21 protein-coding genes are annotated in these 24,045 nt (G+C 68.1%); 11 read left to right on the top strand and 10 right to left on the bottom strand.

The features are described from left to right. Positions 1–14: 14 nt before the first annotated feature. The 6 genes from ACX9OT_RS03000 (at position 15) to ACX9OT_RS02975 (ending at position 8,074) form a co-directional block, all read left to right on the top strand. Positions 15–668, top strand: a complete 654-nt coding sequence (locus ACX9OT_RS03000) for a DUF3348 family protein (RefSeq protein WP_071227909.1) — start codon at positions 15–17, stop codon at positions 666–668. Positions 669–678: 10 nt separating this feature from the next. Continuing rightward, positions 679–2,943: a DUF802 domain-containing protein gene (locus tag ACX9OT_RS02995; RefSeq protein WP_459000839.1), complete on the top strand. Its 2,265-nt coding sequence runs from the start codon at positions 679–681 to the stop codon at positions 2,941–2,943. Further along, complete coding sequence (locus tag ACX9OT_RS02990) at positions 2,940–3,578, top strand: OmpA family protein (RefSeq protein WP_459000837.1); 639 nt, start codon at positions 2,940–2,942, stop codon at positions 3,576–3,578. Before ACX9OT_RS02995 ends, ACX9OT_RS02990 begins: the two co-directional genes overlap by 4 nt. Next, positions 3,508–3,945 (top strand): DUF2894 domain-containing protein, encoded by a 438-nt coding sequence (locus tag ACX9OT_RS02985; protein ID WP_459000835.1) that lies wholly within the window; start codon positions 3,508–3,510, stop codon positions 3,943–3,945. Before ACX9OT_RS02990 ends, ACX9OT_RS02985 begins: the two co-directional genes overlap by 71 nt. Positions 3,946–4,276: 331 nt before the next feature. Then, positions 4,277–6,595, top strand: a complete 2,319-nt coding sequence (locus tag ACX9OT_RS02980) for a TonB-dependent receptor (RefSeq protein WP_459000833.1) — start codon at positions 4,277–4,279, stop codon at positions 6,593–6,595. A gap of 21 nt (positions 6,596–6,616) precedes the next feature. Further along, a complete protein-coding gene (locus tag ACX9OT_RS02975; protein ID WP_459000831.1) occupies positions 6,617–8,074 on the top strand; it encodes an esterase-like activity of phytase family protein in 1,458 nt (485 codons plus the stop codon). Between the two features lie 209 nt (positions 8,075–8,283). Here the strand turns inward: ACX9OT_RS02975 and ACX9OT_RS02970 are convergent, their stop codons facing one another. The 10 genes from ACX9OT_RS02970 to ACX9OT_RS02925 all read right to left on the bottom strand — a co-directional run bounded on the left by ACX9OT_RS02970 (position 8,284) and on the right by ACX9OT_RS02925 (position 19,951). After that, positions 8,284–8,730 carry an REP-associated tyrosine transposase gene (locus ACX9OT_RS02970; protein WP_459000829.1) on the bottom strand — a complete coding sequence of 149 codons (447 nt, stop codon included), beginning with the start codon at positions 8,728–8,730 and terminating at the stop codon, positions 8,284–8,286. Positions 8,731–8,863: 133 nt separating this feature from the next. Beyond that, complete coding sequence (locus tag ACX9OT_RS02965) at positions 8,864–9,622, bottom strand: 2,3-dihydro-2,3-dihydroxybenzoate dehydrogenase (protein ID WP_071229058.1); 759 nt, start codon at positions 9,620–9,622, stop codon at positions 8,864–8,866. Then, complete coding sequence (locus ACX9OT_RS02960; protein ID WP_459000827.1) at positions 9,613–13,503, bottom strand: enterobactin synthase subunit F; 3,891 nt, start codon at positions 13,501–13,503, stop codon at positions 9,613–9,615. The genes ACX9OT_RS02965 and ACX9OT_RS02960 overlap by 10 nt, the downstream gene beginning before the upstream one ends. After that, positions 13,500–13,757, bottom strand: coding sequence for a phosphopantetheine-binding protein (locus tag ACX9OT_RS02955; protein WP_049462779.1), 258 nt, complete (start codon positions 13,755–13,757; stop codon positions 13,500–13,502). The genes ACX9OT_RS02960 and ACX9OT_RS02955 overlap by 4 nt, the downstream gene beginning before the upstream one ends. Further along, positions 13,757–14,389 carry an isochorismatase family protein gene (locus ACX9OT_RS02950; RefSeq protein WP_049462780.1) on the bottom strand — a complete coding sequence of 211 codons (633 nt, stop codon included), beginning with the start codon at positions 14,387–14,389 and terminating at the stop codon, positions 13,757–13,759. Before ACX9OT_RS02950 ends, ACX9OT_RS02955 begins: the two co-directional genes overlap by 1 nt. Continuing rightward, positions 14,389–16,041, bottom strand: coding sequence for a (2,3-dihydroxybenzoyl)adenylate synthase (locus ACX9OT_RS02945; protein WP_459000824.1), 1,653 nt, complete (start codon positions 16,039–16,041; stop codon positions 14,389–14,391). The genes ACX9OT_RS02950 and ACX9OT_RS02945 overlap by 1 nt, the downstream gene beginning before the upstream one ends. Beyond that, positions 16,038–17,231, bottom strand: a complete 1,194-nt coding sequence (locus tag ACX9OT_RS02940) for an isochorismate synthase (protein ID WP_132810298.1) — start codon at positions 17,229–17,231, stop codon at positions 16,038–16,040. The genes ACX9OT_RS02945 and ACX9OT_RS02940 overlap by 4 nt, the downstream gene beginning before the upstream one ends. Further along, on the bottom strand, positions 17,228–18,424 hold the full coding sequence (locus ACX9OT_RS02935) for an MFS transporter (protein WP_071229063.1): 1,197 nt from the start codon (positions 18,422–18,424) through the stop codon (positions 17,228–17,230). Before ACX9OT_RS02935 ends, ACX9OT_RS02940 begins: the two co-directional genes overlap by 4 nt. Before the next feature lie 154 nt (positions 18,425–18,578). Continuing rightward, a complete protein-coding gene (locus tag ACX9OT_RS02930; protein WP_223276944.1) occupies positions 18,579–18,908 on the bottom strand; it encodes a DUF3817 domain-containing protein in 330 nt (109 codons plus the stop codon). Positions 18,909–19,015: 107 nt separating this feature from the next. Next, positions 19,016–19,951, bottom strand: coding sequence for a TIGR03571 family LLM class oxidoreductase (locus tag ACX9OT_RS02925; protein ID WP_107432391.1), 936 nt, complete (start codon positions 19,949–19,951; stop codon positions 19,016–19,018). Between the two features lie 66 nt (positions 19,952–20,017). Here ACX9OT_RS02925 and ACX9OT_RS02920 point away from each other — a divergent pair, with 66 nt between their 5' ends. The 5 genes from ACX9OT_RS02920 to ACX9OT_RS02900 all read left to right on the top strand — a co-directional run bounded on the left by ACX9OT_RS02920 (position 20,018) and on the right by ACX9OT_RS02900 (position 24,043). Continuing rightward, on the top strand, positions 20,018–20,467 hold the full coding sequence (locus ACX9OT_RS02920; RefSeq protein WP_107432390.1) for a GNAT family N-acetyltransferase: 450 nt from the start codon (positions 20,018–20,020) through the stop codon (positions 20,465–20,467). 119 nt (positions 20,468–20,586) lie between these two features. Next, positions 20,587–22,107, top strand: coding sequence for a thioredoxin family protein (locus tag ACX9OT_RS02915; protein WP_459000820.1), 1,521 nt, complete (start codon positions 20,587–20,589; stop codon positions 22,105–22,107). Positions 22,108–22,506: 399 nt separating this feature from the next. After that, positions 22,507–23,136: a superoxide dismutase gene (locus ACX9OT_RS02910; RefSeq protein ID WP_049462787.1), complete on the top strand. Its 630-nt coding sequence runs from the start codon at positions 22,507–22,509 to the stop codon at positions 23,134–23,136. Beyond that, the gene (locus tag ACX9OT_RS02905; RefSeq protein WP_100468778.1) at positions 23,133–23,708 is read left to right on the top strand and encodes a flavin reductase family protein; all 576 of its coding nucleotides are present in this window, start codon (positions 23,133–23,135) and stop codon (positions 23,706–23,708) included. The genes ACX9OT_RS02910 and ACX9OT_RS02905 overlap by 4 nt, the downstream gene beginning before the upstream one ends. After that, positions 23,708–24,043 (top strand): tetratricopeptide repeat protein, encoded by a 336-nt coding sequence (locus ACX9OT_RS02900; protein ID WP_008267331.1) that lies wholly within the window; start codon positions 23,708–23,710, stop codon positions 24,041–24,043. Before ACX9OT_RS02905 ends, ACX9OT_RS02900 begins: the two co-directional genes overlap by 1 nt. Positions 24,044–24,045: the final 2 nt, after the last annotated feature.

The following is a 24,045-nucleotide window of genomic DNA, read 5'->3' as shown; positions in this document are numbered from 1 at the left end:
CCCCTCACCCCTTGATGGCGAAAGCAGCGCAGCCGGTCCTGGGTGGACCGGAATTCCTCCGCCTGCTCGCCCGTCTCAGCGACGGCGCGATGCCGGCCAGCAGTCCCGCCCTGACCGATCGCCTCGGCCAATGGGTGGACTGGAGCCGTGCCGTGGCCCTGTCCGGGGCGCTCGGCGGACGCCTGCCCGAGCCGGGTGAGGCCACCGAAGCGGCCGGGGATGTGCTGGACGACTGCGCCCAGGCCCATGCCAGCCTGCTGGCCTCGATCAGTGAGGATGCCGAGGCCGAGCGCCTGCTGGACCTGGCCGAAGCCGCCGCCGCACCCAATTTCGCATCGCTGCGCCAGCGCTACCGGGTGCTGCAGCAGGCCATCCAGACCGCCACCGGGCGCCTGCGCGGCCGCCTGCGCGACCAGCTGATGCAGGTTTCACCCGAGCTGGCACGGCTGGCCGAGGTCGATGCGGTGATGGAACAGACCCTCACCCCGCGCGAGCACAGCCTGCTGGCCACTGCGCCGGCGGTGCTCGGCGCCCGTTTTGAACGCGTGCACGGCCAGCCCGGCTGGCGCGCGGCCTTCCGCCATGACATGCGCACCCTGCTGCTTGCCGAGCTGCAGCTGCGCTTCCACCCGATCGAAGGGCTGCAAGACGCCCTGCGCTCCCACTGACCGGAACACCATGTCCAGAACTGCTTTCCATGTCGTTGTTTTCCTTGTCGGCCTGCTGGCCGTGTGCTGGATCGGCATTGGCTACGTTTCGGTGCATCCGCTGGGTGCAGCGGTGGCGGCGATCATCGCGGCCTGCTACATCGCCGGTGGCGTGGAGCTGTACCGTTACCGCCAGGCCAGCAACGGCCTGCGCAGCGCGCTGAGTGACCTGTCCAGCGCGAAGGAAAGCCTGGCCCCCTGGCTGGAGCGCGTGCCGTTGGGCCTGCGCAACGCCGTGCGCCTGCGCGTGGAAGGCGAGCGCACCGCCCTGCCCGCGCCGGTGCTGACCCCCTATCTGGTTGGACTGCTGGTGCTGCTGGGCATGCTCGGCACCCTGCTCGGCATGATGGACACGCTGCGCGGCACTGGCCTGGCCCTGCAGAGCGCGACCGACATGGCCGCCATCCGCGGCTCGCTGGCCTCGCCGGTGCAGGGCCTGGCCGTGGCATTCGGCACCTCGATCGCCGGTGTGGCCAGCTCGGCCATGCTCGGCCTGCTGGCGGCGCTGCTGCGCCGTGACCGCCTGCAGGCCGTGCAGCAGCTGGACCGTGCCATTGCCGGCGACCTGCACCCGTACTCGCAGGCCTGGCAGCGCGCCGAATCGCTGCGCCTGCTGCAGGCACAATCTGCCGCGCTGCCGGCGCTGGTCGACCGCCTGCAGGCGATGACCAGCACCTTCGAACAGCACAGTGCGGCCGCCAATGAGCGCCTGCTGGCCGGCCAGGCCGAGTTCCTGACCCAGAGCCAGGCGCTGCAGGAACGCCTGGCGGTCTCGCTGCAGCAGTCGCTACGCGAAGGTGCCGAGGCCAGCGCCGCCGCCATCGGTGGCGCGCTGCAGCCGATGGCCGAGACCACCCTGGCCGGACTGGCCCACCATGGTGAGGCGCTGCATGCGCGTGTCGAGCAGGCGGTGCAGCAGCAGTTGTCTGGCCTGAGCGAAGGCTTCGAGCGCAGCCGCGTGGCGACCGAGGCCAGCTGGGCCAAGGCGTTGAGTGAACAGATCCAGACACAGCAGGCACTGGTCAGTGATCTGCGTCAGCACCTGCAGGCCTTCAGCGATGGCCAGGGCACGCAGGCCGAAGCACTGGTCGCGCGCATCGGCGAGCGCCTGCATGCCGATGCCAGCGGCAATGCCGAGGCCTGGCGCGCCGCCGCCGAACAGCAGCAGGCATTGAATACCGCGCTGGTCGAACGCCAGCAGCAGGCATTGCTGGCCACCAGCGAGCATCTGGACGCGCGTGCGCAGGCGCTGCTGCAGGCACTGGAACAGCATCACAGCGCCAGCCAGTCGCTGCTGCAGGATCACGAACAGCAGCGCTCGCAGCAGTGGCAGTCCGCACAGGCCGCCACCGCGACCGCGCATGCCGAACTGCAGGCCCGCCTGGACAGCCGCGAGCAGCAGCGCCAGGCGCGCTGGGACGCGGTCAGCGCCGAGCTGCAGCAGGCCCACGCCACCCTGCAGGCACAGCTGCAGGCCGGCGACGAAGAGCGCCTGCAGCGCTGGAGCGATGCCTTGCAGCATGTTTCCACCGACCTGGCCGAGCGCCTGCAGGCCAACGGCGAACGCCTGGCCGCGCAGCAGCAGCAGGTCTGCGACACGCTGGCGGCCACCGCACGGCAGATTGGCGAGAACGGTCGCGCCCAGGCCAGTGCCACGCTGGCGGAAGTGTCCACCTTGCTGCAGACCGCGGCCGCTGCACCGAAGGCCGCCGCCGACGTCATCAACGAGCTGCGCAGCACGCTCTCCGAGAGCCTGGTGCGCGACAACGCGATGCTGGAAGAACGCGGCCGGCTGCTGGCCACCGTGCAGACCCTGCTGGATGCGATCAACCATGCCTCGCACGAACAGCGCACCGCCGTGGACGCGCTGGTCGGTGGTTCGGCCGAGCTGCTGGAACGCGTCGGCAACCGCTTCACCGACCATATCGCCGCCGAGACCGGCAAGCTGGATGGCATTGCCGCAGCGCTCAGCGGCAGCGCCGGTGACGTCGGCCAGCTGGCTGGCGCCTTCGGCGATGCGGTTGCGCAGTTCGGCAGCGCCTCCACCGAGTTGTCCGGCCGCCTGGAACAGATCGGCGGCGCACTGGATGCCTCGCTGGCCCGCAGCGACGAGCAACTGGCCTACTACGTGGCGCAGGCACGCGAGGTGGTCGACCTCAGTCTGCTGTCGCAGAAGCAGGTGATGGAAGAACTGCAGCAGCTGGCCGCGCGCCGCGGCAAGGCCGGCAGCGCATGAGCGACGAGCTGGAGGTCGACGGCGGCTCACACGCCCCGATCTGGGCCGCCTTCGGCGACCTGATGTCGGTGCTGCTGGGCGCGTTCGTGCTGATCCTGGTCGGCGTGGTTGCCGTGCAGCTGGAGCTGTCGCAGCGGCTGGACCGGGAAGTGAAGCAGCGCCAGGCCGAAGCCAAGCGCCTGCAGACCCTGGAACAGGCACTGGCCGGCCCGTTGGCCGCCGGTCGCGTGACCTTGGTCGATGGCCGCATCGGTATCAGCGGCAGCGTGCTGTTCGCGCTGAACTCGGACCAGCTGCAGCCGGAAGGCCAGGAGCTGCTGCGCAGCCTGGCCGCACCGCTGGCCGCCTATCTGGGGACGCGCGAAGAGATCCTGATGGTCAGCGGCTTCACCGATGACGCGCCGGTGCGCGAAGGCAACCGGCGTTTCGCCGACAACTGGGAGCTGTCCGCGCAGCGATCGCTGACCGTGACCCGCACGTTGATTGCCGATGGCGTACCGGCCGATGCGGTGTTTGCCGCCGCGTTCGGCAGCGAGCAGCCGGTCAGCTCCAATGCCAGCGAAGATGGCCGCGCGCGCAACCGTCGCGTGGAAATCGCACCGATTGCCAAGCCCAAGGCCGCGGATGCCAAGTAAGCCGCCCGCACTGGATGGCCTGCGCGCACTGGTGCGCGATCTCGATGCGGGATCGCGTTCGCTGCCGCATTACCCGCAGGTGCCGATGCTGCAGCAGGTGCAGCGCGAGTGGTCGGAACTGCGCAGCGAACTACAGGTACGCCGCTCGCTGCGCACCGAGGCCCCGGCCGATGGCGGTCCGCTGAATTCGGCGGTGCTGGTGCAGCGCATGCTGGACACGATGCAGGCGACCAGCCCTGGCTACCTGCGGCATTTCATCGACTACGTGGACACCCTGTCGTGGCTGCAGGCGCTGCAGGATGGCGCCGCCAGCGGCAGTGATACCGCGAAGCCAAAGCGCACGCGCAAGCCGCGCAACGCGGGTTGATCGCGCGTTGATGCCGACCTCGTTCGGCGCTGCCTGAACCGATAGGCCGGACCTGCCCTGGTAGATGCCAACCTTGGTTGGCGCTCCTGCGACAGAGCAGCGCAGCGTCTGTTCGACGCTGCGCATGCCAACCAAGGTTGGCATCTACCAATGCATGCGTCCGCATGCCACGCGCATAGCAGTGTCACCAGACAGTCATCTGTCTAGCGCACCATTTTCACGTTGACCCACCGCGCCTGCAGCGCCACCGGTCGCATCGGTTGTCTCCCCTTTTGAACTCCATGAGCTCCGCGCCCGTGCGGTGGCTCGTGCCTGCCTGAGTGTCCGTAACATGACGAAGACTTTGTTGGCCGCTGCGCTGTCGATCGCGCTCGCTCCCGCGGCCTGGGCGCAGGATGCTGCCCCGACCTCCACTGGCACGTCCGCCACCGATCTCGATGCGGTTTCGGTGATCGGCAGCGGTGAAGCGCGCCAGGTGCAGCGCATCACCCGCGAGAACCTCGACATCCTGCCGCCGGGCACCAGCCTGCAGAAGACGCTCAATCTACTGCCGGGCGTCAACGCGCAGTCGGCCGATGCACTGGGCACCAACGAGCAGTCGATGACACTGAGCCTGCGGGGCTTCAACTCCACCCGCCTCGGCTACACGCTGGACGGTGTGCCGCTGGGAGACGGCGCGTACAACAACTACAACGGCCTGACCATCAACCGCGCGCTGATCAGCGAGAACATGGCCGGCGCCGAACTAGCGGTGGGCATCGGCAGCCTCGGCACGCCGTCCACCAGCAACCTCGGCGGCACCATTTCCTATACCTCCGACCGCCCGGCGCAGGAACTCGGCGGCCGCGTGGTGCAGACCTTCGGCAGCGATGCCAACCGCCGCACCTTCGTGCGCGTGGACAGCGGCGAGTACAACGGCTTCTCCGGCTACGTTTCCGGCATGAATGCCGTCTCCGATCTGTGGAACGACCAGACCGCCTACAACAAATCCACCACCAAGCAGTTCAACGCCAAGGGCGTGTGGAACTTTGGCCGCGGCCAGATCACCGGTTTCGTCGATACCTCGCGCACCACCCAGGCGGACTACTTCTATCTGTCCAAGGACGAGATGTCGCGCGGCCTGGGCTGGGACTGGGGCGGCTACGCGCCGGACTGGAACAAGGCCGTGGCCAAGGCCTACTGCAACACCGCTAGCTTCAATGCGAAGAAGTGCGACAGCAGCGGCCCGGACAAGGATGCCGATGGTGCCTTCACCGCCGGGCAGATCCTGCGCGACGATAACCTGTACTACCTGGCCGGCGACTTCTTCCTGGCCGATGGCTTCAGCCTGCGCGCCCTGGCCTACCACCACGATGACCGCGGCGAAGGCCACAACTGGAACAGCGGCGCCTGGTCGAACAAAGGCACCGCACAGGAAATCCCGATCATCTTCCGCAACACCATCTACACCATCGACCGCGATGGCGGCACGCTGTCGTTCGACTGGGAGCTGGGCGCGCACCGCATCGAAGGCGGCGTCTGGTACGAGCGCAACACCAGCAGCGCCGAGCGCTACCAGACTGCGGTGGACGGCCCGCGTGACCTGAGTGGCATGAACACCCTGCCCTCCGATGTCGGCGTGTTTGCCCAACGCACCCGCTGGAAGACTCACCAGTTCTTCCTGAAGGACACCTGGCGCCTGCTCGACGACCGCCTGACTCTGGAGTTCGGCGCCAAGAGCCCGCACGCCACCTCCGATGCACAAGCGCTGCCGGGCGATGCGAAGACGCCGATCTCGCCGACCTCCAACAACCAGTTCGCCACCGGTTCGCTGAAGGCCAGCAAGAACTTCCTGCCCAGCATCGGCGCCAACTTCCGCCTGGCCGAGCACCACGAAATCTTCGCCAGCTACGCCGAGAACATCGCCATGTTCCAGGGCGGCTTCAAGCTGGGCCCGCAGGCGGTCAGCCAGGCGACCTGGAACGCTCAGGGCAACCTGAAGCCGGAGGAGTCACGCTCGCTGGAAGCCGGTTACCGCTTCGTCACCGATACCCTGCAGGCCTCGATCGCGGCCTACAACGTGCGCTTCGACAACCGCCTGCTGCAGTACAACCCCTGTGACTCGCGCCAACCGGTCGGCCCGACCTGCGGCAACCGCTTCTACAACGTTGGCGGCGTCGACAGCCGCGGCGCCGAGCTGACCGTACTGTGGACCCCGAACGAGCACTTCAGCTGGTACACCTCGGCGTCGTTGAACCGTTCGACCTACGCCTCCAACTACGTGCAGGCCGGTGTCGAGCAGCAGATCAAGGGCAGGATCCAGACCGACACGCCCAAGCAGCTGCTGGCCACCGAGATCACCTGGCGCGACAACGGCTGGTTCGCCAGCCTGCGTGGCAAGTACACGGGCGAACGCTTCTACACCTACAGCAACGACCAGGGCTTCGGCGGCTTCACCGTGTTCGACCTGGCCGGTGGCTATGACTTCGGCCAGGTCGGCTTCGCCAAGGGCATGCGCCTGTCGTTCAACGTGACCAACCTGACCAACAAGCGCTACGCCAGCAACCTGGATTCGAGCGTGTTCGCGCCCAGCGACCCGGCCGGCAAGCTGTACGTGTTCCATGCCTCGGCACCGCGCCAGGTGTTCGGTACGATCGACCTTCGCTTCTGATCTTCCGCCCGGAGTCCACTGATGCTCACGACCGCCCTGCTGCTGGCCACCCTCTCCGCCAGCGGATACTCCGCTCCGCATGAGGCAACGGGTGCACCACCGCGCACCCTGCAGCTGGGCGGTCGTACCAATGTGGACAAGGGCCTGGTCGCTGCCGGACGGTTGCCCGCGGGCACGGTGGACTTCCTCGGCGATACGCTGGGCTCGTTTTCGTCGCTGGCGGTGCAGCCCGGCACCTGGAAGCGCACCGCCAGCGGCTACGAAGGCGTGCTCTGGACCCTGCCCGACCGCGGTCGTAATGATCCCGAGGCCGGCCTGTTCTACGACTACGCCGGTCGCGTGGAGCGCATGCAGCTGCGCATCGACGTTACCCCGGGCAAGCCTGCGCTTGGCACGCTGAGCATGGTGCCCGACAAGGGCGTGGTACTTAAGGATTTCAAGGGGCAGCCGTTCACCGGTGCCGACCCGGGTGAGCACACGATCACCCAGCGCGAGGTGGTGCTGCCCTCACCGGCCAGCGGCGCAGGCGCGGGCAAGGTCTCGCTGGATGCGGAGTCGCTGCAGTTCACCGCCGATGGCCACTTCTACATCGGCGATGAGTACACCGCCAACGTCTACTACTTCGATGCACAGGGCCAGCTGCAGGGCGTGATCATGGCGCCGCCGGCGATCCGTCCGCAGCGCGATGGCAAGCCCGCCTTCGGTTCGCTGGCGGCGCCGCAGACTGGGCGCCGCAACAACCAGGGCGTGGAAGGCATGGGCCTGTCCCCCGACGGTACCCGCCTGTTCGTGGCCCTTCAGAGCGCGACGCTGCAGGACAGCGCAAAAGGCAACGCGGCCGGGCGCATCAACACCCGCGTGCTGGTCTACGACGTGACGGCCTCGCCGACGCCGCAGCAACCGATCGGCCATTACGTGATGGCCCTGCCCGCCTATGCACACGACAGCAAGGGCAAGCTGGACCGTACCGCCGCGCAGAGCGAGCTGCGTGCACTGGATGCCCACCGCTTCCTGCTGCTGGCCCGCGATGGCAACGGACTGGGCAAGGACGGCGATGACCCGATCGTCTACAAGTCGGTGCTGCTGGTGGATGTGGCCGATGCCAGCAACCTGGCAGGAAGCAACTATGAGTCCGGTACGGCCTCGGTGCTGGCCGACCCGGCGGGCACCGTGTTGAAGGACGGCATCGTGCCCGCACGCAGCGACGAACTGCTGAACCTGCTCGACCGCCCGCAGCTGGCGCGTGCCGGCCTTGACCTGAACACCAAGCGCGGCCCGCATGCCGGGCTGCTCTCGGAAAAGTGGGAAGCCATGGACGTACTGCCAGCGCTGGACCCGCAGCATCCGAACGACGTGCTGTTGCTGATCGGCAACGACAACGACTTCATCGCCCGCCACTGCCGCATGCAGGGCCAATCCTGCGACAGCGCGTACGACAACGACAACCGCGTTCTGGTCTACCGACTGACCCTACCCTGACTGCAACGGGTTGTGCCGGCCGCTGGCCGGCAACCGCCATGTTCGAACCCCTGGTAGTGCCGGCCGCTGGCCGGCATCACGCCCATATCGACCACGCATGCGGATACTCGCCAACCTGCGGGGCAATACTGGCGCGTACCGGGTTCGCCAGGATGTACAGCGCCTGCTCAGCCCTCACCGCAACCGGTAGTGCCGGCCGCTGGCCGGCATCACGTCCAGGCCGACCACGCATGCGGATACTCGCCAATCTGCTGGGCAATACCGGCGCGTACCGGATTCCCCAGGATGTACAGCGCTTGCCGCGCCAGCGACTCCTCGGCCCTCACGGCATGATCGAAGTAGCCTGGCTGCCACACCGTACTTCGACGACCCGCCAGGCGATTCAGGGCAAGCGCGCTCGACGACTTCATTCGGCGCGCAATGTCTGGAAGATGAGCTGCACGCAGCTCGAACATCCAGTGGACATGATCCGGCATGACGACCCATGCGAGTGACTGTACGAGCCCGCGCTGTTCGATGTAATGAAGCTGGTCGATTACACATGCCACTGCAGCTTCGCTTTCAAAGAGCCGGCGGCGCTGATGTGTGGTCGTTGTCAGAACGTAGACCTGACCGACAATGGAACGCCGGCCCAGGCGGAGGCGATGGCTGCTCATGCCCCATGGTGGAGCGATCATTGCGCGTTGAACGTCAGGCCATGCCTCGATGGATGTTCGGAGATGTCTGAAGTTGAATGAGGTTGCCGGCCAGCGGCCGGCACTACCATTGCCGGCAGGCGGCCGTCGGGGCTCACCCGCGCAGGGTGGCGCCGCCGTCGACGTACAGGTCGCTCATTGCCACGTGCCCGGCCTGCTCGGAGAGCAGGAACATCACCGAATGAGCGATGTCTTCCGGGGTGGCCAGCTTGCGCAGCGGGATGCCGGCCTTGTACGTCTCCAGGCTGCCGGCGATCACCCGCTCGGCACCGTGCGCGTCCTGCCACATGCCGGTCTGCATCGGGGTCAGCGTTGAACCCGGGGCGACGATGTTGCAGCGGATGCCCAGCGGCGCCAGTTCCAACCCGAGGCAGCGGGTGAACATCGTGGCGGCGGCCTTGGACGCGGCATAGGCGGCCATGCCGTGCCGCGGCACGCCGGCGGCGTTCGAACTGACGGTGACGATCGCGCCCTGACCACGCGGTGACATCACCCGCGCCAGCGCACGCCCAACATGGAACACGCCATCGGCATTGACTGCGAACACCCGGCGCCAGTCGGCATCTGTGGTCTCCGCAACAGCTCCCACATGCAGAACACCCGCCACGCTGGCGGCAAGGCCAATGGGCCCGATGCCGGCTTCCACACGATCCACCAGGGCGTCCACCGCTGCGCTGTCGGTCACGTCGAGTGCAAACGCCTGCACACGTGCATCCACCACCGCGGGCGCCTCACGGTCGGTTGCCACCACCGTGCAGCCGGCCTCGGCCAACAGCCGTACCAGGGCCTCGCCGATGCCGCCGGCGGCGCCGGTCACCAGTGCCACGCGACCTTCAAAGCCGGTCAACTGCATGTTGCGATCTCCTCTTGCTCATCCCAGTGGCGCAGGCGCGCCGACAACCACGGTGCCAGCTGCGCCACCGCATCGCGGCCGGTCAGCTCGGCATGCAGGAACGGCAGTTCCAGCGCCTGCACCCTGCGCGCGTGCGTGCGCCACAACGCCGACTGCAGCTGCGGCCGCGCCTGATGATCCCGGCCAGCGCGCACGTGCACCAGCGTGCCGTCGAACGGTTGGTGGATGTGTTCGCGGATCAACCGGTTGGTGCCGGTCACCGCACGCACCACGCCATCGAGCACTACATCCGGCAGGCTACCGAGCGCACTACCGCCACGGCGCAGGAAACCAAGAATGCGTTCACGGCTGTCCAGCTCCGGATGCGCCTCCGGGTCATGGCCTGCAATCGCCAGCAGCGCACGCAATGCGGCGATGGCATCGGGTTCCGGCTCAGCCCGCCAGCATTCGCTGGGGTAGGCGTCGAGCAGCACCAGTTCACCGACTTCACGCCCGATTTCATGCAGGCGCACCGCCATCGCCTGGGCGAGGATGCCCCCCACCGACCAGCCCAGCAGATGCACCGGTCCCTTCGGCTGCAACGTGACCACCCGCTGCACATAGTCATTGGCCATGGCTTCGATGCTGGACGGCAACGGCTGCTTCGGATCCAGCGCGGGCGACTGCAGGCCATATACCGGGCGTGCCGGCTGCAGGGCGCGCGCCAGCGTTCGGTAGTTCCAGGCGATGCCACCGGCCGGGTGCAGCACGAACAACGGAGTGGGCCCGTCAGCATCAGTGGCAGCCAACGAGATCACCGGCCCCAACGCGTGGTCGGCCAGCGCCGGCGGTTCGCGAATGCGCGTCGCCAATGCGGCCACGGTCGGCTGCGCGAACAAGGCACCGAGGCCGAGGTCACAGCGCCAGCGTTGTTCGATCGCCAGCAGCAGGTGCACCGCGGACAGCGAGTCGCCGCCGAGGCTGAAGAAGTCCGCATCGACCGCCACGGGCGCTTCACGCCCGAGTGCCTGGGCAAACAGCACCGCCAGCTCCTGTTCCAGCGGCGTGCGCGGCGCCAGTCCGGCAATCTCGTTCTGCGGCGGCTTCGGCAACGCGTTGCGGTCGAGCTTGCCGTTGGCGGTCACCGGCCACTGATCCACGCCAACGAACGCCGACGGCACCATGTAGTCCGGCACGCGCGTGGCCAGGTGGCTGCGCAGCATCACGGCATCGGCAAGCGCCGCTGGCACATAGGCCACCAGCCGGGCATCACCGGGTGCATCCTGGCGCAGCAGCACTTCCACCCGCTCCATGCCCGGCAGCGTACGCAGTGCCGCCTCGATCTCGCCCAGCTCGATGCGCAGGCCGCGCAGCTTCACCTGGTGGTCGCTGCGGCCCAGATATTCGACTGCGCCGTCACTGCGCCAGCGCGCCACGTCGCCAGTACGGTAGATGCGCTCCCCTGGCAGGAAGGGATCGGCCAAGAAGCGTTCGGCGGTCAGGTCATCGCGACCGAGATAGCCGCGCGCCAGCTGCACGCCCCCCAGATACAGGTCGCCCGGCACACCCACCGGCAGCGGCTGCATCCGCGCGTCCAGCACGTACAGGCGGGTGTTCCAGACCGGGAAGCCGATCGGTACCGGCCGTGAGCGGTCCTGCGCCGAAGCCGGCCAGTAGCTTACGTCCACGGCCGCTTCGGTCGGGCCATACAGGTTGTGCAGTTCGGCCTGCACGCGCCCATGGAAACGATCACGCAGCGATGCGTCCAGCGCCTCGCCACTGGTGAACACGCGGCGCAGCTGCAGGTCTTCGGAGGCCGGCGCGGCAAGGAACGCGTCGAGCATCGACGGCACGAAATGCGCGGTGGTGATGCCATGCGCACGGATCAGCCGCGCCAGCTCGGTCGGATCGCGATGCGCGTCCGGACCCGCCACCACCAGCGTCGCGCCGCACAGCAGCGGCAGGAAGAACTCCCAGACCGAAACATCGAACGTGGCCGGGGTTTTCTGCAGAGCACGGTCATCGGAACGGATGCCGTAGTGCTCGCGCATCCACAGCAGGCGATTGACGATGGCACGGTGCTCGATGACCACGCCCTTCGGCTCGCCGGTCGAACCGGAGGTATAGATCACATAGGCTGCATCGCTGGGCGCCGGATCGGCCCACGGTGCTGCGAAACTCAGCGCGGTCCATTGATCGGGGGCAAGCACCGGCACGCCGTCCATGCGCGCCGATACCTCTGCCGCAGCCAGTACGCACGCCGGCTGCGCCGAGGCGAGAATACGCGCGAGGCGCTCATCGGGATGGGCAAGGTCCAGCGGCAGGTAGGCGGCACCCGCACGCAGCACCGCCACCAGCGCGATCACCAGTTCCAGCGAGCGCGGCAATGCCACCGCCACCACACTGCCCGGACCGACCGCCATCGCGCGCAGTTGTGCCGCCAGCGCGAAACTCCGCGCTTCCAGCGTTGCGTAGTCCAGCGTGGTGTCGCCGAACACCAGCGCAGGCGCGTGCGGATCACGGTCCATGCCCTGCTGCAGCAGTTCAACCAACGTAGTCTGTGGCAGCGCATGCGCGGTGGCATTGAAACCATGCACCACCTGCTGCGCTTCTGCGACGGTGGCCAGCGGCACCGCCGCGATGTCTCCGGCCTCCAGCGCCGCCGATACGAAATGCAGCAACCGGGTCGCGTGCGCCTCGACATCCTCCCGACTGTACAACGCGGGATTGGCTTCGATCTCCAGATCCAGCAGGTGCTGGCCGTCGCCACGGAAGCCCAGCGTCAGATCATCCACCGGCCCGGTGCACAGCACTTCCAGCGTCGCCCGCACGCCGTTCAGTGCCAGTGGCTTGTAGAACGGCTGCACATTCACCAGCGGACCGTGCAGGCGCTGCTGCGCGCCCACCAAACCCATGTCCCGGCGCAACTGCTCGCCACGGTAGCGGCCGTGCTTGCGGCCCTGGCTGAGCTGCCGGCCCAATGCCCGGGTAAACGCCTCGACACTGCCCTCGCCGGCCGCCACCCGCAGCGGCAGCACATTCATCACCATCGCCGGCACCCGCGCCGATGCGTTGCCGAGCCGCCCCATGTAGGGCACGCCCAGCACCACCTCATCGGCCGCGCTCATCCGCCGCAGATACTCGGCAGACAACGCGGCCAGCACATCCGGCCACGGCTGCAACCAGCGTACCGATGTCTGCAGCAGCCGTTCGCGGAACGGCGCATCCAACGGTTGCACCCAACGCAGCGCGTCGTCACTGGCCGCCAGCGTACCGGCCAGGCCCACGCCCGCCGGTGCGCCCTGCAACTGCTCGCGCCACCACTGCCCCGCCTGCGCGCGGCGCGGGTCGGCACGGTAGGCGGCATCATCGACCAGCACGCCCGCCAGCCTCGGCAGCGGCTCATCCGTACGACCGGCATACAATGCGCACACGCGATCAGTAAACAGCGCCATGCCGTAACCATCCGCGGCCAGATGATGCACGCGCAGGTACCAGACCCAGCGCTGGCCACCCAGATCGAACAACACCTGCTGGCTTATGCGGTCGCGGGTCGGATCGACCGCGCTGATCCGGTCGGCCTGCATCAGGGCACGCGCCGCCGATGCCGGGTCTGTCTCGCCGGATAGATCGCGCACCGACAGCAGCGGCACGTGCGACGGGTCATGCCACTGCAACGGCTGGCCGTCGGCCCCCTCGGCAAAGCGCAGTGCGAAGGCCTGAGCTTCGCCCGCTGCCTGGTCTGCCGCGGCGACGAACGCGGCCACATCCAGCGCACCCTCGATCCACACCGCATGCGCGGTATTGAACGACGGATTGTCCGGCGCCAGCCGCTGCGCGAACCACAGCCCCGACTGGGCCTCGGTCAGTGCCACCGGCGTGGCCAGCGCAGCGGCGTTCATGCGTTCTGCGCGGCCTGCAGCTTCTGCACCACACCCCACCACTGGCGCAGCGTGGTGTGCTCGGCCAACTGCGAGAACTCCAGCGGCAGGCCGGTGTTGCCCCAGGCCAGGACCAGGCCCAGCATGCGCATCGAGTCCAGGTCCAGATCGATCAGGTTGTCGTCGTCACCGATCTCAGCCGGCGTGCACTCCAGCACGCGCGCAACGTCGGCACGCATCCGCTCCAGATCCAGCGCATCACCCGTGGCAGCCATCACAGCACCTCCAGCAACTGATCGGTGGTCATCGGCACGCCACAGGTGCGTGCGATCCAGTGCAGCGCCTGATCGTGATCGGCACGCGAAAAATCCGCCACCGCATCGGCTGCGATGAACGCCTCGATATCGCGCTGGAACGCCTCCACCACGGTCGCGGTGCAGCCGATATGGGCGTACACGCCGGTCACCAGCAGCTGGTCGCGGCCACGCACCCGCATCAGCGTCTCCAGGTTGCTGCGCTGGAACGCGCTGTAGCGGTGCTTCACCAGCACATGCTCGCCCGGCTGTGGTGCCAGCGCCTCGATGATCGGCTCATGATCGGCACTGCGGCGCATGCCCGGGCCCCACAGGTCGGCCTGCAGGCCACGGTCGCGGCGGTCCTGGTCGCCATGCTGCGCGGTGTAGAACACCGGAATGCCATGTGCGCGACAATGCGCAAGCAGGCGCGCGATGTTGTCCACCGCCGGCCGCAGCGGCGCGTTTCCCGCATCGAACGCGGCCAGGAAGTAGCGCTGCATGTCGTGTACCAGCAGCGCGACACGATCGCGTTGCGGGCGCCAGGGCCCGCGCGCCTGCGGCAGTTCGGCAGCGGTCGGCAAGGAATAGTTGGTGATGCGGGGCAGCGCCATCAGCGCGTTCCTCCTGTCTGTTGCAGATGACGCGCACGCAGCTGCGCGCGCAGTTCGCGGCGGCTGATCTTGCCGACCGCGGTGGTATCGAAACTGTCGACGAACACGACCTGGTCCGGCACCTTGAACGCCGCCAGGCCGCGCGTACGCATCCAGGCTTTCAGTGCCGGCGCCTTGATCGGCTCCCCCTGCTGGATCACGAACGCGCAGCTGCGCTCACCGAGATACTCGTCGGGAATGGAGACCACGGCGGCGTCGAACACACCAGGGTGGGCCAGCAAGTGATCTTCAATCTCCTCGGCGGAGATTTTCTCGCCCGCCCGGTTGATGTGGTCACCGGCACGGCCCTGCACCACCAGATAGCCGCCGGGCAACTGCTGCACGCGGTCACCGGTGCGGTAGAACCCATCGTCGGTGAACGAGCGCGCGTTGGCCACCGCATCGTTGTGGTAACCACGGATGGTGTACGGGCCGCGGGTCAGCAGATGGCCCACTTCGCCTTCGGCCACCGGCTGGTCGTGGTCATCGACCACGCGCACTTCGTCGTCCGGACTGATCGGACGGCCCTGGCAGGCCACGATCAGTTCCTCCGGATCATCCAGCCGGGTGTAGTTGACCAGGCCTTCGGCCATGCCAAACACCTGCTGCAGGGTGCAGCCCAGGCCGTCGATCACTCGCCGTGCGGCTTCCGGTACCAGTTTGGCGCCGCCTACCTGCAGTACCTGCAGGCTGGACAGGTCGTGCTTGCTCGTAGCCGCTGCCTGCGCCCACAGCAGCGCCAGCGGCGGCACCAGTCCGCAGCAGGTCACCTGTTCGCGGGCGATCAGCGGGAAGGCCGCATCCGGGCCGGGACCGGGGCTGAGCACCACGCGGGCGCCGGCATACAGCGCACCGAAGAAGCCGGGCGAACTCATCGGGAAGTTGTGCGCGGCCGGCAGCGCGACCAGGTAGACGCTATCGCGGTCGATGCCGCAGAGGTCATTGCTGGCGCGGAACGAGTAGATGTAGTCGTCGTGCGTGCGCGGGATCAGCTTGGACAGGCCGGTGCTGCCACCGGAGATCTGCAGGAACGCCACCGACTGCGGGTCCGGGTCGGCCGGCAGCTGGCTACGATCGCCCTGCAGCGCCTGCAGCGCGGCGAACTCCGCCGCATCGCCGTCGATCACCACGTGGCGAACGGCCGGCACTTCGACCTGCAGCGCCCGCGCCAGGCCGCGATGATCAAAGCCATCGTGCAGGTCGGCAGTGATGTAGGCACTGGCCTCGGCCTTGTTGGCGAAGTGCACCAGCTCGGTGATGCGATGCGCCGGCAACGCGTATACCGGCACCAGACCCGCACGGAACAGCCCGCATATGGTGGTGATGAATCCGGCGGTGTTGCCCAGCTGCACCAGCACCCGCTCACCGGGCTGCAGGCCGAGGGCCAGCAGCCCGGAACCGATGCGACCGGCTTCGTGCCACAGCTGCGCGTAGCTCAGGCGGACGTCACCGGCGACCACCGCGATGTCATCCGCATAGCGTTCCGCGCGCTCGCGCAGGAACGCCGGGAAGGTCTCGCCGCGCCAGTGACCGGCCTCGCGATAGCGCGCCATCAGTTCATCAGGCCACACCTGCTGCAGTGGCAGGCGGGAGGAATCAGTGGAGGTAGTCATGCGGCAGGCTCGATGACGGGCGCGGATTCCTGGACACCCAGCGCGTTCAACAGGGCAGCGAACTTCGCCGCGGTTTCGGCCACCTCGGCCCCGGGTTCCGAGTCGGCGACGATGCCGGCACCTGCATACAGGCGCAGCTGCGTGCCCTGCAGGCGTGCGCAGCGGATCGCCACGTACCAGTCGCCGTCACCCTGCGCATCCAGCCAGCCCACGGCGCCGGCGTAGAAGCCGCGCGGCACCGGTTCCAGTTCGCGGATGCGCTGCAGTGCCGCCAGCCGCGGCGTCCCGCAGACCGCCGGCGTGGGGTGCAGCTGTGCCAGCAGTTCGGCGGCAGACGTCTGCGGATCCTTCAGGGTGGCATGGATGCGGGTGCCCAGGTGCCACATGCTGGCGGTGGCATGCAGCACCGGCCGAGGCTGTGCATCGATGTGGCTGCAGTACGGTGCCAGGCCCTCGACGATGGCGTCCACCACATGGCGATGCTCGTCATGGTCCTTGGTCGAGGCCAGCAGCGCCTGCGCGGCACGCTCGTCCTCGGCAGCATCGGCGCTGCGGCGTGCTGACCCGGCGAGCGGATGCGACAACAGTTCGGCACCGCGCTTGCGCAGCAGCAGTTCCGGGGTTGCCCCCACCAGCCACGCCGGCGCCTGGCCCAGCTCCACCGGCAACGGCACCGCGTAGGTCGCCACCGACGGATCCGCGCCCAGGCGTGCCAGCAGCACGTCCGGCGACAGCGCCTGGCGGGTGCGCGCCAACAGGCTGCGCGCCAGCACCACCTTGTGCAGGTTCTGCTCGGGCGCACGCAGGACCTGCACCGCCGCGGCAACCGCTGACGCATAGTCCTGCGGCACAGGCTCGGCCCGCAGGGCGCCGTCCAGCGGCGGTGCGGCCTGCGGTTGCAGTGCCAGCGCAGGCAGCAGGCGCTCGGGCTGGTACAACGCATCGTCCGCGCGCGGTTCGAACGGCACCGCGCCAACCAACAGGCCCGGACCACCGCGCTGCTGGGCAAAGAACTCCGAAACGCGCTCAGCCAGGGTTGCCAGCGCGCCACTCGGCAGCGCGGCGCGGCACCCGCGTGCGTGCACGTGCTGGCCCGCATGCTGCAGCAGGAACAGCGACGCGTCGTCGGTGTTCTCCTGCGGCGCTGGCGCAGCCTCTGGCCACGCGCCCTGCATCAGGGAATCGTTCATGGGGTCTCCTTCATCCGATGCGCTGCGGCCAGCGCGCACAGCAACAGCAGCAGCGCGCCGACCAGCAGGTAAGGCAGGCTTGGCCCGCCGCGATACAACAGCGTGCCGAGCATCGGCCCGGCCACCATGCCCAGCCCCTGCGCGGCAGCGACGGTGCCGGCGGCGGCGCCCTGCTCGTGCGCCTCCACCGCATCGGCGGCCAGCGCCTGGAACGAGGGGAATACGAAGCCCATGCCGAACGCGGCCAGCGCGTACGCCGCCGGCAACTGCCAGCCCTGCTGCACGCCTGCCACCGAGGCAAAGCCAATGCCGGAAATCAGGGCGCCAAGGACGATCCAGCGGCGTGGATGGACCTCCAGCTTCATCACCAGTGCCTGTGCCAGGATCAGGCCGACGCCAACCGCTGTGAGTGCAATGCCGGCCATGCGCGCGCCCGCCGCTGCATCCAGACCGAGGCGGTCGATCGCGAAGAAGCCGACCGTCACCTGCGCGATGGTCACCGAGACCATGGCGATGAACGCCGCCAGCTGTGGCAGGCGCAGGCGTGGATCGAGACGGCTCATCGGCTGGCGGCGTTGCGCAGCAGCGCTCTCCACCGGCGGTGTGGCCGGCAACCGCCACGCCAGCAATGCCAGCGCAAGCAGCGGCAACAATGCGGCCACATACAGCGCCAGCGACAGATTCGTATAGGCCAGCCAGCCAGCGGCGGCCGGGCCAAGCACCATGCCGAGTGCGTTGGCGCTGCCCAGGCGGGCTAGGAATTTCGCACGCTGCCCGGTCGGTGCCTTGTCGGCGATCAGCGCGGCAGCGGTAGGAGGCACCGCGGCGTAGAACAGGCCGATCAGGCCACGCGCACCGACCAGCACGAGCACCGATACCAACACAGGCGGCACCGCCTGCAGGGCCACGTCGATGAACACCGCCAGCGCGATGTAGACCACGGTGTAGGCACTCATCGCCAGCATCAGCACGCGCTTGCGGCCGATGCGGTCGCTGAGCTGGCCCCACGGGCGCGCGGCCAGCATCCACAACACACCGGCGGCGGTGACCGACAGGCCGGCATGCCACTCGGACAAACCGAGCATGCGGACCACCGGGCCGATCACGGCGACGAAGGACATCATCGCCATGGTGCCGATCAGGGCAGCCAACACCAGCGCCGGCAAGCCGGGAACGACGGGACGTGCGTGCATGAAACACCAGCCGTAACAGGAAAGGATGGCCGGGCGCGTCTGTACGCCCCCGCCCGGCATCAGTCCTGCTCAGGGCCCGATGCCATCCTTAAATGATAACGGCTCGTATTTGCATTTAATACCCATTCTCTTGAATGGTCATGCAACAGTGGGTTCAGCGCATTGCACGCAGGCCCAGCAGACCACGGCGCTTGAACCACCACTCCAGCGGCAGCGTCACCAGCGGCGGGATCGCTGCCAGCAGGGCCAGGGCACTGGCCCACCACGGCCAGCGCAGCCGCACCGCCGCGAACAGAGTGACCGCCACGTAGACCAGGAAGGCCACGCCATGCAGCGGCCCGAACAACTTCACCAGCGCCACGTTGGCCATCGGGCCGTATTTCATCCACATGCCGATGAGCAGGCCGGCCCAGGTCACGGCCTCGATGAAAGCGACCGCCGCGAACAGGCGTCCAGCCGAGTGCATGGGGGAACGTTGGGTCATGCGGAGCTCCAGCATCGGGATATCAAATGCGAATGATACGCAGATGCGAACCCCATGTAGAGTCGAGCCGTGCTCGACTGCTGGAACGTGTCCACCAAGGTGGACACCTACCGGAGCACATCCGGCAGAACCTGCTCGCCGATCTCGCGCAGCACCGCGTCCATCGGCCGTCCGTTGTCGACCAGATTGAACATCACGTGCGCCACACCCTGCGCATGCACGCGCCGCAGATAGTCGCGCAGCCCGTCGCGGCCGACCTTCAGGCCCAGCGGCAATGGTTCGGCTGGCGCCTGCGGATCCGCCTGCAGGTCCAGCAGCATCGACTGCACGAACGGCTTGCCTGGCCCGCCGCGCTGCACGAGCGCCTGCTGCCACAGGCCGATGCGTCCTTCCTGCGCAACCTCCTCGCGGTGATAGGTGGCCCAGCCTTCGCTTTCACGCGCGATCCATTGCAGGCTCTGCCGCGCAGTACCCACCACCAGCATCGGAATCCGCGTTGCCGGCGCCGGCAACACGTCGAAACCACCGGTCGCCTGCAGTACGGCGGTCCGTTCATCGGCCTCTGGTGACAACGCTGCGCGCAACAACGTCCAGCGCTCACGGAACGCCGCCGCCCTGCCCTCCAGATCCTCACCGAACGCGGCAAATTCTTCCGGGCGGTCACCCGAACCCAGGCCCAGTACGAAGCGCCCGCCACTGATCCGGTCCAGGCTCAAGGCCAACTTCGCCACCTGCAACGGCTGCCGCAGCGGCAGCACAATGGCTGCGCTGCCGACCACGATGCGCTCGGTCGCTGCAGCCAGCATGCCCAGCCACAGGAACGGGTCATCCAGCGCACTCGCTGTTGCATCCGGGCCCTGCGGCACCATCAATGGCACGTCGCGCGTCCATAGCGCGGCGAAGCCAAGATCATCGGCCAGCCGTGCGATGCGCCGCGCCTCGTCCGGATCGGCCAGTCCATGCGCCGCAACCGGCGTCATCAGGCCCAGGCTCAGTCCTTGTTGAGGAAACAACGAAGCATGGGCGGGATTGAATTCACTCATGCCGCCAGCTTAGCCTGCAGGCCTGCGGCAACGATGACGCGCCGCCCACCACTGGAAGAACACTACATGCTGACGATCCGCCCTGCCCACGTCGATGACCTGCCCGCGATCAGCGCGGTGTGCCTGGCTGCGTTCACTGCAGCGGTGGCGCCTTCGCTCAGCGCTGCCGGTATCGCCACCTTCGGCAGTGTCGCAGCAGCCGACGCATTTGGTGCGCGCCTGCAGGGTGACAACCACATCCTGGTGGCCGAACAGGATGCGCGCGTGGTCGGCGTGGTCGAACTGAAGGAGGGCCGGCACCTGGCAATGCTGTTCGTCGATCCCGCCTGCCAGGGCCAGGGCATCGGCCATGCCTTGTTCGAAGCCGTGCTGCCGCAGGTACGCGAGCCGGTACTGACAGTGCGCGCCTCGCTCAACGCAGTACCTACCTACCTGCGCTATGGCTTTGTGCTGGATGGCGAGGTCGGCGAGATCAACGGGCTGGTGTACCAGCAGATGGTGCGGGCAGCGGCCTGAAGGCATCCGTCCGGCAATGCCCGGTGGGCGTCATGCCCCGCGGCACGCCTGTCATAAACAAACTGAATCAGCAGGCTCCCCGGCGGTTCCTACAATGGCCTGTCACCCTGCCCTTCGAGATGCTGCCGATGCGCGTCGCGCTTTCCGTGTTGCTGCTGGCCTCGGCGCTGAGCGCCTGCACCCCGGCCCCGGTATCCACCGCCAACTCCGCCGAGGCACCCGCGCCGGCATCCGCCATCGCCTGGCGCCAGGGCGATGTGGACGATGCCTTCGCCGAAGCCGCCGACAGCGGCAAGCCGGTGCTGCTGTACTGGGGTGCGGTCTGGTGCCCGCCGTGCAACCAGCTCAAGGCGGGCCTGTTCAAGGACCCGGCCTTCATCGCGCTGACCAGCAAATTCGTTCCCGTCTACCTGGATGGCGACGAGGAAGGTGCGCAGGCCTGGGGCGAACGCTTCGGCGTACGCGGCTATCCGACCCTGATCGTGCTGGACCCACAGCGCAACGAAATCACCCGCGTGGCCGGTGGCAATGACGCCGCCGAACTGACCCGGGCCCTGACCGTCGCTGCAGGCCGCCGCAGTGCTGTTGCCGCCACCTTGGCCACAGCGCTGGCAACGCCGGACCGGCTGGCCGCCGAAGACTGGCAGGTGCTGGGCGACTATGGCTGGGAAGTGGACGCCAACCGCCTGGCCGGCGAGCGCAGGAGCCAGGATGTGCTGCGCCAGTTGTCCAAGGCGGCACCCGACGCCGCCCTGCAGCGCCGTTTCGCCCTGCTGGCTCTGGCTACAGCCGAAAAGCCCGATGCCTCGCCCACCGAAGTGCGCGAGCTGCTGCAGGCCGTACTGGCACAACCGGCGGAAGTGCGCCGCAACCGTGAATTGCTCGGCTATGCAGGCGTGCAGCTGGTCAAGCAGGCCAGTGCCGGGCCGGCCACCAGCAACACGCTCGGACAGCAGCTGCTGGTCGCACTGGAGCGTGCAGACGCCGAGCGCGGTGACCGCGCCGACGACGCGTTGTCGCGTGCGCTGACCGAAGTATCGCTGGCCCGCCAGCAACAGCCCAAGGGCGCACTGCCCGCGCCGCTGGTCGAGCGGGTCAAGCAGCGCGTGGCCGCTGCCGATGCCGCCGCCACCGATGCGCATGCACGCCAGGCCACGATCAGCAGCGCGGTGTACGCATTGCGCGAGGTAGGTGACGACGCGGGTGCCGAGGCACTGTTGCTGGCCGAGCTGAAGCGCAGCGAGCAGCCGTACTACTACATGCCCGAGCTGGCCGAACTGGCCGAGCAACGCGGCGACGCCGCCGGCGCGCTGGAGTGGTTGAAGCGCGCCTACGATGGTGCACAGGGCCCGGCCACCCGCGTGCAATGGGGCGTGCTGTACGTGGAAGGCCTGCTGAAGCTGGCGCCGGACGATGCACCACGCATCGAGCAGGCGACCGCGTCGCTGATCGCCGAACTGGAGGCACAGCCGTCGGGTTACCACCAGCGCACTCGCCAGCGCTTCGAGCGACTTGCCGGGCAGTTGAAGGCGTGGAGCGGCAAGCACCAGGGTGCGGAGACGCTGGCACGGCTGCAGCAGCGGATGCAGCAGGCGTGCGGTGACCAGGTGGATGGCGCGTGCAAGGACTGGTTGAGCTGAGTTGATGAAAGCGCTGGCGGCGGGTTCGCCTGCCGGCGCTTTTGTTGATCCGTGTGGGAGGGGGCGGGGGCCGCTGGCCAGGACACGCAAAAGCCCCTCCATGGTGCTCGATGGCGCCATCCTTGGCGCCAACGGTCCTGTCCAGCGGCCCCCGCCCCCTCCTGACAGTTTCCTGCGAGCGCGGGCAGCGCTTCAGCGCGCCGGTGAGGGTTCGGAAAGCGGGTTCTGGTAGTGCCGGCCGCTGGCCGGCAACCCGACCTTCGCTGAATGCCGGCCAGCGGCCGGCACTACCATGCCTCCGTCTTGACCTCTTGATCTATTGACCTCAACCAATGTTGAGGTGCGATAACAGTCTCCCCACGGCCAGCCCGTCTGGCCTTCCCCACGGAGATTGCTTCGATGTCGTACTCGCTTCCCCCGCTCCCCTACGCCTACGACGCCCTCGAGCCGCATTTCGATGCGCGCACGATGGAGATCCACCACAGCAAGCACCACCAGACCTACGTCAACAACCTCAATGCCGCCATCGAGCAGGCCGGCATCGCCGAGCAGCCGGTCGAGGCGCTGATCGCCAACCTCGATGCCGTGCCCGAGGCGCAGCGTGGCGCAGTCCGCAACAACGGCGGTGGCCACGCCAACCACAGCCTGTTCTGGACCGTGCTCAGCGCCAACGGCGGCACGCCCGATGATGAGCTGGCCGCCGCCATCGACCGCGATCTGGGTGGCTTCGATGCCTTCAAGGAGGCCTTCACCAAGGCCGCGCAGACCCGCTTCGGCAGTGGCTGGGCCTGGCTGACCAGCGATCGCGACGGCCGCCTGAAGGTTGAAAGCAGCGCCAACCAGGACAGCCCGCTGATGGGTGCAACGGTCGGCCTGTCCGGCAATACCCCGATCCTCGCACTGGACGTCTGGGAACACGCCTACTACCTGCACTACCAGAACCGCCGCCCGGACTACATCGGTGCGTTCTTCAACATCATCAACTGGGCCGAGGTCGGCCGGCGCTACCGCCAGGCCCGGGCCTCATGAGCGGCGAGACACTGCCGTACGCCGGGCCGTGGGCGGGGGTCTTCCCCGCCCCGGCCCCGGTGCCGTCGGTCGAGATGCCGCCGCGTGCCCTGCGGCGGCTGCTCGGCCACTTTCCTACCGGCGTGGCCATCGTCTGCGCGCGCGATGCGCAGGGCAAGCCCATCGGCCTGACCATCAATTCGTTCGTGCCGGTGTCATTGCAGCCGCCACTGGTGCTGTGGAACCTGGCGTTGCACGCGCAGAGTCTTTCCACCTTCCAGCGCGCCACCCGCTTTGCGATCAGCGTGCTGGCGGCCGACCAGGAAGCACTGGCCCGGCGCTTTGCCGATCCGCAGGTACGCAACCGCTTCGACGGTCTGGTATTGCTGGATGACGACGAGGACGCCCCGCCACGCATCGCCGGTGCGGTAGCGCATCTCACCTGCACCCGCCATGCGCAGTGGCCGGTGGGCGATCACCTGCTGCTGGCCGGCCGCATCATCGAAGTGCACGAGAACGGCGGCGCGCCACTGTTGTTCCATCGCGGCCGCTTCCAGCCGGGACCGGCCGAGCTGCTGGTGGAGGTGCGCTGATGAACATCGAGGCTTTGGAATGCATGCTCGCCAGCGGCAAGGACGGCGCGCTGCTGCGCTTCGGCCTGGGCAAGGGCTGGCTGGATGCCGGCAACCCGGTGCGCGCGGCAACCCATCTGGGCCGTTGCGTGGTGCTTGATCCGCAGTATTCGGCGGCGTGGAAGCTGCTGGGCAAGGCCTGGCTGGCCAGTGGCCAGCCGCAGGCGGCGCGCGAAGCGTGGCAACGCGGGCTGAGCGTGGCCGGCAGCAAGGGCGACCAGCAGGCACGCAAGGAAATGCAGGTGTTCCTGCGTCGCCTGGACCGCGAACAGGCGGCCCTGGCGAAGGCGGGCTGAGT

This window comes from Stenotrophomonas genospecies 3, assembly GCF_054473855.1.
The sequence above is the reverse complement of the archived record's forward strand: the minus strand, read 5'-3'. Positions and strand labels throughout refer to the sequence as shown.